We start from the raw sequence: 13,706 nt of genomic DNA, 5'->3' as shown, positions 1-13,706 counted from the left end.
GTTCTCCTTTGTAATAAATTTGACGTATACAGCAAAACACAGCTTGTCCGACAGAACTGTGTTTTGCTGTTAATAGAAAAATCACGATTGAAGCCTGCAAGGTTTTCACATAAACACAATATGATTAAGGTTTGTTGCTTATTATATATCAACTAAACGGCTTTTCCGGCCTCATACGCTCTTAATAAAAGATCTTTATTATTTGCTGCGGCTCTGGGGTCGTTGCCGGCCGTTACTAAAATGGTCTCAACAACATTTAGGCCAAGCATTTTAAGCACTGCCTCATTGCTTTGAAAGGATGCCTTAAAAGCATCCTGATTTGGGTTTCCCTGGGAATATACCATGATTGCACTTTTAGAGGCATACCTAAGCTTGAAATTTTCATCAAACAATCCGCAGAGTCTATCCCATAGCAGTTTCATTTGACCGGTAATCTGCCAAACGTATATAGGTGAGCCGAAAACCACAACATCAGCTTCGATAATATGTTTAAAGAGGTTTTGGAAATCGTCTTGCATGATACAGTGACCAGTTTTACGACAGACAAGGCATCCCTGGCAGGGTTTAATATTCATATCATACAGATTAAAAAGAGTTGTTTGCGTACCAGCATCTAGAGCTCCCCGAGTGACTTCGTCAACTAGGGTCGCTGTGTTGCCATTTTTTCTTGGACTTCCAATAAAAGCGACTAATTTCTTCATGATCGCAATTTCCTCCTAAAAATCAAATGTAAACATGGCAGATAAATTCTCTTTAGTTATATATTAGACAGTCTGCTTAGAGTAGGTCAGCAAGGTTTTTTACACCATATTTCTTTTCTGCATTTTCGGCTAACTCGAAGAGCTTAAATATTGGGGTATTTGTTGATTCCGCATAGAATAACATCCTTTCATCGTAATCCTCCAATCTTTATCTAGATTTATTTCCCATATACTAGGCTTACAAACTTTCTTTATAAAACGTACTTGAAAATTAGCTTCTAGAAAAGATTGTAGTAAAATTATTTATTATAAAATTACTAACAGATCGGTCAATCTCTTCTCCCGCACTTCCAGGAGTTATATCAAACCATTCAGGTGACCAACTTTTACTAGAAAGGACTTTGCCCTTATTGTCGTAATCTATGTATGCTAAAAGAGCTAACTTTTTTGATTTAGCATTAAGTAAAGAATGATTTATTGTAAAGCCAAGATTTTCATAGCCGACAGTAGACAGATTGGAATTTTTTCGTGATTCAATTTTGGTATATAAACCATCATCGGTATAGGTGATTTTTATCCAAAAATCAGCAATGTCTTTATTCACGTTATTGTTGAGTGAATCCCTTGAAAATTTTATTGTTTCAGTATCTAGCCAAAAATTATTTTCATCAGTTGATAGTATCCACTGGTAACGGTCTGAAGCAATGCAATTAATCTGCAATGACAAAAGTAATATAACAGCTAAAATTAGTATTCTTATTTTCATAGTGAGGCACTCCTTAAATGTATGTTTGTCGAGCTTTGCCCAAAAGACATAATTAAATAGAATTATTAATAAATTATTTGTATATCGACAATTGTATATTAGCGTTACATAAAATAATGTCGATTTAACGTAATATATAATGTTGAATTTTTATAGAATACGCACAATAAAAACGCGTTATATTATGTCTCTACTTTCGAAGCTTGCCGTTGCTTCAAATCCTTAATCCTGTACCGCAACGCTTCCGCCGATACTCCCATACAACGAGCAGTGCTTCTTATACTAAAACCCATTTTGGCATACCATCTAATTTCATCAATTGGCATTATCAGTTCAGCGGCAAATACATTTGCTTAGCGTTCCTTCTGGTCAACTTGTCCTTTTAAGCGGGTACAAAAGAATGTGGGCTGATAAAACCTGTGCATTAAAAAGTGTCCCAACTCGTGAGCAACAGTAAACAACCTTCGGGCTTTCGGAAGATCAGGATTAACAACAATTATAAAACGGCCATCATCATTCCATAGCATGCCGGCAAAATTTCAAGGGCCGTCCACACCAAGCGCCGGCATATACATAACCGAGGTGATGGTGTGGAGATGGTGAAGCTCAATCTTCCGGGAAGAGAAGGGGAAACATACATAGCTTTTAGGACCGAAGAGCAAAAAGCTGAGATACATAAGAGACTAACCATTGCAGCTTGGGTCGCCTGGAATTTACTTTCGGTAGAAGAACGACAAAAAATGAATTTAGGTGTTGACCTTACTAAGATTCTACAAAAACGGTTGTTTGCTCTTAAAGCCGAGTAATCGGCTAGTGAGTAGATGGACAAGCGAGATGATAAGCTAAAAAGTACAGCACAACTGCGGCTTAGGAGATGCTATTTTGAGTTTTTTGAACGGAAACAGACGACAAATACTGAGGGGCAGCCGAAAGTCTTGATTACTTCGGCAAAGATGTGTTTCCTGATGAAGAGATACTGTTTTAGCCCATCAATCGTCGCGTGATAGTTGGTAAAGAAATATCATAGTGATTGCAATAAAAATAGACACAAGCAAAGTAAAAATTACATAGATATCCATGGGATAACCTCCTAATAGTTGTCTATTAGATTAGTTATCCCCAATAGTTTACTTGGATAGTCTTAAGTATAAAGAACCTGCGGATTAGAGGGGGCTGAAACGAGCTAAGGTTGAGTTAGCGATTTGGGAGGGGTAGAAAATGATTGAGTATGGTAGGGCCCCGGTTAACTGCATTAAAGCTGCTCACGACATGGAGCCGGAAGATAAATATAAGGCCCATAACAGCGACATTATTGCTTGGACGGCTCCAGATGAGGATAAAGCCAGGGGCGAGGCTGAGATAGCGGCCTGGTTCACTCGCGCGGTCGGAACAGGTATTTCGGTCTATGTACTGAACAAAATGACGAGTAGCAAAGAGTAACTGGCCTATGACAAAATCATCAGCTTTGAAGTGATTCCGTAGCATAATCAGCTACCATGACTGCAGCCACCTGCCGGGTTCGTCCTGGTGGGCGGCTTTTTTATTTTGGAAAATTATAGTTTATTCTAATAAACACTATGTATGATAGTTTAAAAAATAATTGTAATGAGAATCTGATGTTCTGGATTACTTTTGGTATTGGCTTTTTATTTGGCGTAGCTACTTCTGTAATAGTATATGGACTGATAGTTTATCTCGTAAACATAGAAGTAATTTAGACTCAGATGGAATAACATAACATTAGTATTGCTCAGAAGGTAATTCAAGTCCGTCTCTCAGCCACTTATGGCCGAGGGAGGGGCGGCTTTTTAATTTATTTTACTATATATAACAAAAGCTTATATTTGGCTATTGCTTTTAGTTCCCAATGACTTACGTTAGTCCAAGGGTCGAAATATGTTATGGGATTGTTCGTTTTCAGTCCGGAGGAATTCTCTATGATCAATTTCATATTTCTTCCCTTCAGGACTATCGTTATAGTGATCAATTTATTGTTGACCAGCTTGTCTGCAAGCTGTTACCGCGTGGCTTTCTATGATTACTTAATTTGTCTGGATAGTATTCTAGATGAATTAAGTAATTTTATTTTATATTTCTTATATTAGGCCGCATCCTCCGGGGGGGCAGTTTCCGTTTTTAAAGGTAATTCTAACATTAGTAAATTATAATAAAGAAGTTCGAGAATCATGCCCGGCTACACAGATCGAGTGTTTCTTACGCCATTATTAGCACTTAACTAAGAAATCTTTATGTCACTATACACGAGTTTATGTTTTATTTAATTAATTTATAAAAATTAGGATATAAACTAATAAAGTCAGAAGAGTTTTCTCTCCTTACAACTCTGTTTGATACTCTTGACTGGAATCGAAGGCTATATCATGACTTATAAATTAGTAAAGTGCATCGGCTGGATTTTTCGCCAACTCTCTTATTCAACTCAGCGCTATATTTCTCACGCATTGGGAAATCTGTTTTGGATTTTTCTTTCCCGAAAAAGAAAGAACATTGCCACGAAAAACATTAGTGTAACGTTAAACATGTCTGAACAAGAAGCAAGGAAAGTTGCCCAAAAAAGTGTCTCCCGGTTCGGTAAAATGTTTACTGACATGTTACGCTATCCTCTGCTTTCCAAGCATAACATCAACCAATTTATGAGAATTCATGGTGCCGAGAATATAGATAACGCTCTTACTCTTGGTAATGGCGTTGTTATGGCTACCGGACATTACGGCAATTGGGAGCTGCTTGGAACTGGCTTAGCATTTTACGGCTATCCAATGGTTGCCGTAGCAAGAAAGCAACAGCAAAACAGTGGTTTTGAGCGCTTCTTATGTGAGTATCGTACCATGGCTGGCGGCGAAATACTTTATACGACAGAAGTTCGTGCCATAGTGAGGGCTTTAGGTAAAAATCAGATTCCACTCATTCTATTTGATCATGATGTGTTACCAAACGGGGTTTGGGTAGATTTCCTAGGGCGTAAGACCTCAACCCCTCCTGGCGCAGCTGTTTTGGCAAGAATAAATAACTCCCCTATTGTCCCAGCTTTTATTACAGAAGCATCTGACGGAACCTATGATTTATACATTTATCCACCACTAACTGTAGATAGAACTAAGGATAACCATATATGCATAGAAGAAACCATGCAAGGTCTTTCTCGCATCCTTGAAGGCCATATCCGCAAACAACCCCACGAATGGTTCTGGATTCATGACCGCTGGAGATCCTTAATATAGAAATGAGGTATTATGACAGCACATGCAGAGAATTCAAAGCAAGAACCCCAGTAGCAACTGGGGTAGTACCGCATCCGCCGGGGTGCGGTTTTTCATTACATAAATAAAGGGGAATAGTGTATTAAACTTGAATATTAAACCTTAAGAAATATTCGGAGGTTAATGATGATATTTAGGCATGAATGCGGTGGCCACGCCCATACCACTGGTACTGGAGTCGTGGCGGGATGGAATATGTGTGTTTGTAGTAGATGTGGAGAAATATTTTATAAGTGGATTACTGTTAAAATGCTAGGCAAATAATGATGATCTAACCGCTTACCCGAGCGGTTTTATTTTTTAAGGTAATTCTAACATCAGGTAAATATAATCAAATTGTTCTTCAGAATAAGTACACACTCCTCTCTTATACCCGGCCAGCGTGCCGGGTCCTTTTTTAGTTTCCAGCCGTATCCACTTGCAAACCACGAATATATGTTCTGTGGTCTGATTGGGGTGGTAAACATGGCAAAAACATTTGTAGCAATCACGGCTGAGCATGACATTGACCGGCACAATTACGCCGCTCGTGATCCATTGGCCAGACGGCAGAAATTTTGCAGTAGACCGACTGCTGGACGTTAGACCGGCTTCTACCGTTGGTAGCGGTTTAGGAAAGCGGTATGTATGCCGGATATGCAATAAAGAGGTCAATTTGGTTCGCGATAATTTAGACGGTAAGTGGTACATTGAACATTAATTATCACCTGACCAGAATTGTAAAAAATAGAATTGATCGGTACGGCCGATTTGGAAGTCAATCCGGATATAGAACTATCTGAAAAAGAATTGGGCATGGCCAAACTGCTGGTTGAATCACAAATTAGCAGATTCGATCCTTATAAATATAAAAGCGAATATTACAATGCTGTCTATAATTTGATTAAAACTAAGGCTGAGAAAGAACAGATTTCTTGTGCTACGGAAAACGAGTATGCTTCTGCCGGCAATGTTATCGATATAATGGCCGCTCTGGAGGCAAGTATCAAGGCGATTGAGGAAAAAGAAAAGCCAAAGAGGAGAAAGAAAACAGGAAAAACAGATACTTTACGTGTTATTCGATATTACTCAAATTAAGCAATATGAACAAGAAATGGCTCGCCTCGACTGCATTAATCTTGTTGGTGAAATGGCTGCAAGTATTGGGCATGAAGTACGAAATCCCATGACTACAGTGCGAGAATATTTACAACTCTTTGATAAACGGCCCGAATTCGTGAATTCTCATACACAAATATTAACTATGATTGAGGAATTGGATCGGGCTAATTCTATTATCGCTGAATTTTTGTCTCTAGCCAAAAACCAGACTTTAGAACAAACTCTTGGTAACATTAACAATGTTTTAGAGGCGATGTTACCACTTTTGCAGGCAGAAGTACTCCGTAGCGGGCATAGTATTCAGACTAATATTAGGAATATACCTGACATTATCATGGATGCAAGGAAATTCGTCAACTTCTTTTAAATCTCACTCGCAACGCCTTCCGAAGCGATGGAACCCGGAGGAGAGCTAACCACTATAACTCGTTCCGAACATGACCATGTGATGCTGGATATTAGCGATACCGGCAAGGGAATACCGCAGGAAGTTTGGACAAGTTGGGAACCCCCTTTCTAACGACTAAAGATAACGGGACCGGTCTGGGGTTGGCGGTCTGCTACCGCATCGCCGAGCATCATGGTCGAAAATTAATGTTAGGACTTCGAATGGCGGGACAACTTTCACAGTTCTCTTCAAGATTTAACCTTGACTAGTCTCGCTTGTTAAACGCACTATGTGAAATATCCATAACATGTCATTTGGGTATGATTGGATATTCGCACCAGCAGAGTGTTATATTTAATAAGCAGAGAGAAAAAAAGAATATATTAAGCCCCTGTCGTGTGTGAACCGAACCCTATCCAATAGACACAGATAAAAAGCCCTATCGTAGGATATTATGAAATTACGCAAACTGGCGTCGTATTTCAAACGGCGTCAGCTTTGTTTTTAGCTGAATCCGCTGATGATTGTAGAAGAAAATGTAGTTGTCTATGAGCAGACGTACTCGCTCAACCGTTTTTGGCTTATGCCGACGAATGCACTCTGTCTTTAGGATACTGAAAAAGTTTTCTGCTGGTGCGTTATCATAGCAGTTACCACACCTTGACATGGACGGTGTAATACCGTACTACTGGTTTGTCTGGCAGAAGAGTGCGCCGAGATCCAGCAGGCGATTGGCAAAGCGCTTCGGTTTGGGCTTAATGATGATTATAAAAATACAACACCCGCGGAGGAACATTGCCCGTGAGTGTTGTGATTTGATCGCCGTTATTGAGTTGCGGGAAGAGGCGGGGGTAATCCAAAAGACCGGGTCAATTGAGACGATTGAGAAGAAAAAGTCCAGGGTTCGGCACTATATGGAGTATGCTCGAGAGCATGGAACACTGGGGTGACATAATGTTATTAAGGCATAGGGGTTTGAAGGGTAAGCCTCTCGCGCATACGGGAAACCAACTCAAATAAGGACAATCTAAGCTAAAATATCAAGCACACTTGAGGAGCTTGATGTAGAAGAGGAATTGCTGTTAGAGGAAACAACATAGTTTAATGCACTAACTGAAAGATTATTGTAGTAGTCGTATAAGACAAGACTAGTAGTTGTTGAGTCCTGATAACCCTCAAAAATCTGTGTAGTATAGGTGTTTTTAAGAGCTGCTTTTATTAACGTGGGGGTAATTTCTAAAGAGTAAGCTGCAGTATCGGATGTATCTGTTGACGAAGTATCAGTTGAAGTAGAAGTCGTGGCAGAAGCTGTTGTGCTATCACTGCTTTCAGTAGCAGTTTCTGAACTAGATGTTATAAGTGAGGATAGAGTAGAAGTTGAAATACTCGACACAGTCGACATTTAAGTCACACCCCTTCATGAATATGTCTCTAACCATTTATCTGATGTAAATATTAAAATAATGTTTTTATGATGGTAGTTAGGGATTATTAAAACAAATCATGAGGATGAGAGTGATAGATCACGGGAAAATATCAAGATAAAATAGCCGAATATCTAGCGTTACTTGGTCGTTTCATTGTCAGTAGAAGTTTGATGTGCTAATGCTTCTACCGTGTTTTCTCTAACTAATTGGTTACTCTTCTGAACTTGTATTGCAGCTTTACTAATAATCACAGAACACGCTGGACCAATACGGCGGATTAAATCCTCATATTTTTGTTGGACGGCCTTAGCGCGGGCTTTTTCTACAGCAACGTCATTTAAAGTTTCGGTGGATCCCCGCTTGAACGATAACTCGTTGTTAGAGGTGGCAGTTATAGAATTTGTGGACATGATATCACCTCGCAATGTTTGATATTTTGTAATTACTATGATTCTATAAGTACTGAGTATTGTAAATAGTATTATGTAAACAATCAGAGGAAAATTAGATAACAACCGGACTATGGCAAGATATCAATTGTTGGTGATAAAGTTTATACTGCCAACATTGCCAAGTGCCGAACGTCAATAAGGAGGTAGGTATCTGTATGAAATCCATAACTATCATAGAACCCTGGGCCAGTCTCATTGCGGACAGGAAAAAGCAAATCGAACACTTTGTGGACTTTGCCCGTGGTAATATGATATTGGGTGAAAGAAAATTTGATTTTGCAAGGAGTAAGGCCGTTTAAATTTTCATTATGCTATCAATCTCTTGACGTTTCGTCGATGTTCTCTTCATTCCGGCTAGGGAGTTGTTTTGCTACAGCATTATAGAGAAATCTGCGTTGTTCGTGTTCCATTGGGTTTACACTCTCAAAGGCATCATCAATTTTGGTTAATTTTAAATAACCCCAGGTGGCTATGATATACCATGGTACAAATGGAATAATCGAGTCAAGTATTCCGTGCGCAAGAGATAATACCCCTAGTTTCGTAATTATTTGACAGAATAGCATACTATAGAAAATCCCCATGGTCGTGTATATATAAATATACATTTTTTTCGTAGGTAAGTGATAAAAATATATTATAAAGAACAGAGTCCATGCAACAGGAGCTAAAAAATGTATTCCCATTAAACCAAACGGCTCATAGTTTATATATCTAAATTCTCCAAAAAGGTTCGCTATACTAACAACTATAGAATCAAAAAGCCCTCCAAATATAATCCCGTAAATTGACAACCGACGTATTTCCTGTCTAGGTACAAGCGCTAAAACAATCCCTGCAAAAATAGCGGTGTAAATGAAAGGAATTAAGTTAACTGCCATGGGTCAGCCCTCCATTGTCTTTTATTTTCCTAAGTCACTATGCCTTATATAATCGAGAAACTATTTGCTTTTTTGAGAAATGTGACTAGGCGTGATGCGAAAGGTTTAAAAGAAATGGGTATGTACTCAATGGTACCTGAATCGCGATAAATGATTAATCGCTATTATCGTTTTCTCTATCTAAATCTAGATGTTTCATCGCTGGTTGTAATATAGTCCTTGCTTGGGGTGGCATTGACCCGTGTTGTTCCACTTTTAAAACCGTCAGGAGAATTGCTCGCATTACAGTTACAACAACAATCATAATAAAGAATGTGTAGTAGTATTGCCAATCATACAGTCTCAGAATATCTAAGTGTACAAGTAAAGGAAGAAGAAAAAAAGAATAGCCTGTTTCAGCAATAATGCTCCAAAACAAAAATTTCTTCCATGTAGGGCAATATTGATAAACTAACATAAATCCTAATGGCACAATTGTTAGATCATTCAAAAACAGTGCATGTCCAAGTGGCACTGGTTTAACGCTATAAACCCAAAGTGCCAATGAAGCTCCGGTATCATCCATAATAACTCTGAAAACAGCTATAAAAGAGCCAAATAGAAGTATTTGAGTTAGGCGGCTTTTGTCTACAAACTTCCACCAAAGTGTATATGAAATAGTTATTAAGGCAATAACGAACCACCACCGTGTAGTAAAAATATGCATACGCCACTCGGTTATTTGATAGCCCCATAAATCAAGTCTTGTTTGATGAATCATGCCAATAATATCCATTGTTATCCTCCTATACTATGGTCCAGTTTCTCCCTATAAACATACATTTATGCAGACAGAAAAGGCATTCGATTTATCATTTCAGTGCTAAAGCGGAGGCGACAATATACCCCAATGCAACCCAATTGACTGTCGCTTTTGCGACAAAGCTAAGCTGCTCCAGACCAGCAGTATTTGATTGGACGCTTGTGTTTAATGGGGCCAATCGTATGGGACCGGTACTATAAGTAAACTATGAATATATCTGAGTGATGTCTTTTTTAATACACTGCGAAATGAGCGGCGAGAGCCGATTGTGCACTGTACCGGGGTTGACGCTCCAATAATCTGGCGAAAGGCCGGGTAAGTATGTGAAGCCGCTAGCGTCTGTTCCAAGCGTTGACGGCGAAGGAAAAATGTTGCGTCCTTCGGGGCGCTTTTCTTCTTTTTTTACTTCACCTATGAACATTTTTTATCAAGTAAACATATTATGTATCAAAGGAGGCTTGATAAAAATATGAATGATTGTCATTGCCATAAGCATCATAAAGAGTGTCCAAAGTGTTGGCATAAATTCCCTCATAAATGCCCGAAATGTCATTGCGAATGTGAATCTCACTGTCACAAGTGCTCTAAATGTGATCACTGGTTTGAAGACGACTGCGATTGTCCTAAGTGCCACCATAAATTCAAGCATGACTGGTGCAAGTAAAATTAACGTCCTTCGGGACGTTTTTCTTATATGGTAACTACCGGGCAAACTAAAAAGGACGTTTAATAACGTCCGTAGTAGATTTATCAAAACATATAGAACCTATTCCGCCGATGCCATCCATCAAGAAATGTATACCCAAACTTGAGCGCAGCCGTCCAGGGAAAATTCAAAATTGATAAAGTTAACGCCTGCTGTTAGCCACCGAATAACCAAGGATGGCAAATATTGGGTGTGTCTGTAGGCTATGACTTTGAGCATGGCAAAGCGAAAGCCGGGATCAGATATTCGTTTTAAAACAATGTTTACAAATCTATAACACAATGGTTGAAATTCTGATGTAACATTAAATTAGCCTTTTTACAAAATCTCTTCCTTTGCAGCCGCCTGCTGGGTTAGTCCTGGTGGGCGGCTTTTTTGTTATTTTATACCTAAACATCTGATCATGCTGGTTCGGGCACAGGTCACGCTAGTGATAAAGTATGTGATGGTGTCGCGGGGCAAGCAGGTGGGGATGCATGGTGTCCTTACAATTTTGCAGATAAATTAAGCCCTTCAACTGTTATGATATCGCTTGATAAAGCTTATGATATAACTGCTTTTGCTGCAATGCCTCTATATTTCAGCTGGAATGGTTGCGGTGACGTGCAAGTTCAGGAGTTCTATATTCAATTTTCCAACGATCCAACCTGTGTATTATATACTGACCCGGTAGATTCTAATAAATGGTTTGGTGTTGATTTAACGGATAGAGATTACGCGGGTGACCGTAAGTGGTCCATATACTATTATCGCCAGCAATGTGACCGGTACCACCTACGCTGATTCAGCCGTAACAAACGGTACTACCTACTATTATGTAGTAACGGCCATTACGGCGGATGGTGAAAAGCGGTAATTCCAATGAAGTAGCGGCAGTACCGGCTGAGGAAGGGCATGGAATTTTAAGAGTTACGATGACCGACTTCAGCGAGCGAGAATATCAGTTGCCAATTGCTGAAATCAATGGTTTTGTCAATTGGCATGTTGCGCATGTAAATATCGATACCGCAAGCTATGCTCTTAATAAAAAGATTGGTTCGCAAAGTAGTAAAGACTACTTTGCTTTTGATAAGATCATCAGCTTTGAAGTGATTCCGGTAGCGTAATAGTTCAAAGCCCATCTCTCAGCCATTGGCCTGGGGCTGGGTTTTTTATTTTATAATAATTGGATATTTATCAGTGATGTGTGTTATAATAAATATGTATTAGATGTTGAAATAAAAAGTTAACAATAATTAAAGAGGTGAAAACTGGTTATATAGGTAATAATGAAAAGAGGCAAAGAAAAATGATTAATCCACCATTAGAGGTTTTGCTAGACAAAGTGGATGATAAATATACTCTTTGTGTTGTAGCGGCTAAACGAGCTCGTGAAATCATAAAGCGTGGCGAAATATTGCCTCAAAAACCAGTTAGCGTTGCCTTAGAGGAAATTGCTTCAGGGAAAACAGCTTACCAACGAACTACAGTGAAAATTTAGTGTAAAATTATATCGCGGGGTGGAGCAGTTGGTAGCTCGTCGGGCTCATAACCCGAAGGTCACAGGTTCAAGTCCTGTCCCCGCAACCATGAAAATTAGCCGTCTACCGGGTTCGTCCTGGTGGGCGGCTTTTGTTTTTTGGAAACTAACAACTTACAGTGTAATCTTTAATAGTCCATAATAAATAAGTAAATAACAAAGAAGGGTGTAATTGAAAATCTTTTTTCTTACGATCTTTGCAACTCTTGTTGCAACATTCACAATCGCAATATCTCCAAAACGATGGATCTTTGTATTGCAAATAAGCCATAAAACCACATGACAGTATATAAGAAGAACATTGATATTTTTTCGTCGAGCTCTGGTGGAGCACCAAATACTGCAACAGCTATATTGTCCGCACTTAAGCAGATGAAAGACTAACCCAAGCAATAAAGCTGGTACGCAGCATTAGCTGTTGTACTTGTTTTGCCTGACATCTGTGGTAAGGCTGATAACCCGAAAGTCGGTTCCCGCATTCTCCAGGATGCGGTTTTCATTTCTAAAGTAATTCTAAAATTAGCCAAATATAATAAAAGTAATCCTCTAAACATACAATTCCTCAACACCCGGCCACAGTGCCGGGCCTTTTTTTTATTTCCTATTGTTGTCGTTTGTAATTTTAGAATGTGTGTTCCGTGCTGCGACCAAACAAAAGTTTTGTATTGAGGGCTACATTCTATGAATCGCCGACTAATTTTCACACAGTAACAATCTAAATTTACTTTACATATTATATAGCAAGAAGATTATCTTAATAGGAGGGATTTCTCTTGGATATATTTTGTCGAGACGTAAAACCATATGAGTGTTTAAATATGAGACGTGTGCAGTTCTGGCTTAGAATAATGAAAGAACATTCCTTATTCATGAAGCTAGGATTTGCGTGTTCAGACACTGAGCTTATTTGTAAGGCGGAAGAATTCTATAATGTTTTTGAAGACTTTGAAAAACAATCATGCAAGATACAATGTGATGAAGAATTTATGGCTTTCGTTAGTAGGATTATAGTTGCGGTAAAAAAGATATTTGCCTTTAAGCGCCATGTTTTACATTTAATCATTGAATGTCAAATTGGGGGTTATAATTATCCTTTATTAATAGACCATATTTCCCGTGAAGCTATGTATTTTCTGAAACTTCTACAGAAGATACAAGAGGGTGATATGGAATATCCTGTTGATTCAATTGTCAGTGATAATGTTTTTTGGCTCAGGCACATGGCAGACCATGCCAGATTTATTGTGGGTTTACTTGATCCCTCAGAAAGAGGTTTCGTCGAGAAAGCAAATGCTTTTGCAGTTCAATTTGAGCAATTACAACTTCAAGCTCGTGACCTTGACAGTATGCTATGGCATTTCTGTCCAAACAATAATCTTATGCGATTTGAAAAAGATGTAACTGATGCAACAGTCCAAATTCGAGATTTTAAAAAGGCCGCAAGAGATTTAATCGCATCTTGCAGAGTAATATCCTTGATACCACCGTTGCTTGCAGACCATGTACTTCGCGAAGCGGAATACTTCTTGGAGGTTCTTGAACAAATACAGCATGACATTCCGAACATGGATGGCAAGATAGTTATGTGTGAGTATTAGTTTTTTTTTTGATAACTGATAGTATACTTTTAGATTTGGTATACGGCATGATGGCCGCTGGGCAGAGAGATGGATCAAGTTATG

The 13,706-nt window shown here is 38.9% G+C and carries 19 protein-coding genes and 1 tRNA gene; 12 read left to right on the top strand and 8 right to left on the bottom strand.

Annotated elements, in window-relative coordinates; genetic code table 11:
- Window positions 1–152: 152 nt before the first annotated feature.
- From SATMO3_RS19750 to SATMO3_RS19740, 3 genes are all read right to left on the bottom strand, one after another.
- Complete coding sequence (locus tag SATMO3_RS19750) at window positions 153–701, bottom strand: flavodoxin family protein (protein ID WP_371371447.1); 549 nt, start codon at window positions 699–701, stop codon at window positions 153–155.
- Between the two features lie 271 nt (window positions 702–972).
- Window positions 973–1,467 carry a hypothetical protein gene (locus SATMO3_RS19745; protein WP_371371446.1) on the bottom strand — a complete coding sequence of 165 codons (495 nt, stop codon included), beginning with the start codon at window positions 1,465–1,467 and terminating at the stop codon, window positions 973–975.
- A gap of 353 nt (window positions 1,468–1,820) precedes the next feature.
- A complete protein-coding gene (locus SATMO3_RS19740; RefSeq protein ID WP_371371445.1) occupies window positions 1,821–1,994 on the bottom strand; it encodes an ImmA/IrrE family metallo-endopeptidase in 174 nt (57 codons plus the stop codon).
- Window positions 1,995–2,057: 63 nt separating this feature from the next.
- Between SATMO3_RS19740 and SATMO3_RS19735 the strand changes: the two genes are divergently transcribed.
- From SATMO3_RS19735 to SATMO3_RS19715, 5 genes are all read left to right on the top strand, one after another.
- Entirely contained in the window at window positions 2,058–2,273 is a 216-nt protein-coding gene (locus SATMO3_RS19735; RefSeq protein WP_371371444.1) for a hypothetical protein, read from the top strand.
- Between the two features lie 412 nt (window positions 2,274–2,685).
- On the top strand, window positions 2,686–2,907 hold the full coding sequence (locus tag SATMO3_RS19730) for a hypothetical protein (protein WP_371371443.1): 222 nt from the start codon (window positions 2,686–2,688) through the stop codon (window positions 2,905–2,907).
- A 941-nt stretch (window positions 2,908–3,848) separates the two neighbouring features.
- A complete protein-coding gene (locus tag SATMO3_RS19725; RefSeq protein ID WP_371371442.1) occupies window positions 3,849–4,709 on the top strand; it encodes a lysophospholipid acyltransferase family protein in 861 nt (286 codons plus the stop codon).
- 789 nt (window positions 4,710–5,498) lie between these two features.
- Window positions 5,499–5,825 carry a hypothetical protein gene (locus tag SATMO3_RS19720; protein ID WP_371371441.1) on the top strand — a complete coding sequence of 109 codons (327 nt, stop codon included), beginning with the start codon at window positions 5,499–5,501 and terminating at the stop codon, window positions 5,823–5,825.
- Window positions 5,800–6,216 (top strand): histidine kinase dimerization/phospho-acceptor domain-containing protein, encoded by a 417-nt coding sequence (locus tag SATMO3_RS19715; protein WP_371371440.1) that lies wholly within the window; start codon window positions 5,800–5,802, stop codon window positions 6,214–6,216. The genes SATMO3_RS19720 and SATMO3_RS19715 overlap by 26 nt, the downstream gene beginning before the upstream one ends.
- A 481-nt stretch (window positions 6,217–6,697) precedes the next feature.
- On the opposite strand, the gene SATMO3_RS19710 is transcribed toward SATMO3_RS19715, so the two are convergent.
- A complete protein-coding gene (locus SATMO3_RS19710; protein WP_371371439.1) occupies window positions 6,698–6,904 on the bottom strand; it encodes an IS3 family transposase in 207 nt (68 codons plus the stop codon).
- On the opposite strand from SATMO3_RS19710, the gene SATMO3_RS19705 reads away from it, so the two are divergent.
- Complete coding sequence (locus SATMO3_RS19705; RefSeq protein WP_371371438.1) at window positions 6,903–7,187, top strand: hypothetical protein; 285 nt, start codon at window positions 6,903–6,905, stop codon at window positions 7,185–7,187. The genes SATMO3_RS19710 and SATMO3_RS19705 overlap by 2 nt on opposite strands.
- Window positions 7,188–7,264: 77 nt before the next feature.
- Here SATMO3_RS19705 and SATMO3_RS19700 read toward each other — a convergent pair whose 3' ends face one another.
- Together SATMO3_RS19700 and SATMO3_RS19695 are read right to left on the bottom strand one after the other, a co-directional pair.
- Window positions 7,265–7,639 (bottom strand): hypothetical protein, encoded by a 375-nt coding sequence (locus tag SATMO3_RS19700; RefSeq protein ID WP_371371437.1) that lies wholly within the window; start codon window positions 7,637–7,639, stop codon window positions 7,265–7,267.
- A 162-nt stretch (window positions 7,640–7,801) separates the two neighbouring features.
- Window positions 7,802–8,074: a hypothetical protein gene (locus SATMO3_RS19695; protein WP_371371436.1), complete on the bottom strand. Its 273-nt coding sequence runs from the start codon at window positions 8,072–8,074 to the stop codon at window positions 7,802–7,804.
- A 197-nt stretch (window positions 8,075–8,271) separates the two neighbouring features.
- Here SATMO3_RS19695 and SATMO3_RS19690 point away from each other — a divergent pair, with 197 nt between their 5' ends.
- Entirely contained in the window at window positions 8,272–8,415 is a 144-nt protein-coding gene (locus SATMO3_RS19690) for a hypothetical protein (RefSeq protein ID WP_371371435.1), read from the top strand.
- A 15-nt stretch (window positions 8,416–8,430) separates the two neighbouring features.
- On the opposite strand, the gene SATMO3_RS19685 is transcribed toward SATMO3_RS19690, so the two are convergent.
- Together SATMO3_RS19685 and SATMO3_RS19680 are read right to left on the bottom strand one after the other, a co-directional pair.
- Window positions 8,431–8,997: a hypothetical protein gene (locus SATMO3_RS19685; RefSeq protein ID WP_371371434.1), complete on the bottom strand. Its 567-nt coding sequence runs from the start codon at window positions 8,995–8,997 to the stop codon at window positions 8,431–8,433.
- A 154-nt stretch (window positions 8,998–9,151) separates the two neighbouring features.
- Window positions 9,152–9,772, bottom strand: a complete 621-nt coding sequence (locus tag SATMO3_RS19680; protein ID WP_371371433.1) for a CBO0543 family protein — start codon at window positions 9,770–9,772, stop codon at window positions 9,152–9,154.
- A gap of 1,454 nt (window positions 9,773–11,226) precedes the next feature.
- Here SATMO3_RS19680 and SATMO3_RS19675 point away from each other — a divergent pair.
- From SATMO3_RS19675 to SATMO3_RS19655, 5 genes are all read left to right on the top strand, one after another.
- Window positions 11,227–11,361, top strand: coding sequence for a hypothetical protein (locus SATMO3_RS19675; RefSeq protein ID WP_371371432.1), 135 nt, complete (start codon window positions 11,227–11,229; stop codon window positions 11,359–11,361).
- Complete coding sequence (locus SATMO3_RS19670; RefSeq protein ID WP_371371431.1) at window positions 11,345–11,611, top strand: hypothetical protein; 267 nt, start codon at window positions 11,345–11,347, stop codon at window positions 11,609–11,611. Before SATMO3_RS19675 ends, SATMO3_RS19670 begins: the two co-directional genes overlap by 17 nt.
- Before the next feature lie 182 nt (window positions 11,612–11,793).
- Window positions 11,794–11,985: a DNA-directed RNA polymerase subunit omega gene (gene rpoZ / locus SATMO3_RS19665; protein ID WP_371371430.1), complete on the top strand. Its 192-nt coding sequence runs from the start codon at window positions 11,794–11,796 to the stop codon at window positions 11,983–11,985.
- Window positions 11,986–11,998: 13 nt separating this feature from the next.
- A tRNA-Met gene (locus SATMO3_RS19660) sits at window positions 11,999–12,074 on the top strand.
- Between the two features lie 723 nt (window positions 12,075–12,797).
- Window positions 12,798–13,622: a DUF2935 domain-containing protein gene (locus SATMO3_RS19655; RefSeq protein ID WP_371371429.1), complete on the top strand. Its 825-nt coding sequence runs from the start codon at window positions 12,798–12,800 to the stop codon at window positions 13,620–13,622.
- The last annotated feature ends 84 nt before the right edge of the window (window positions 13,623–13,706 follow it).

The sequence above is a fragment of the Sporomusa aerivorans genome (assembly GCF_041428895.1).
GTDB classification, from domain to species: Bacteria; Bacillota; Negativicutes; order Sporomusales; family Sporomusaceae; genus Sporomusa; species Sporomusa aerivorans.
This window is presented reverse-complemented; position numbering and strand designations above follow the sequence as displayed.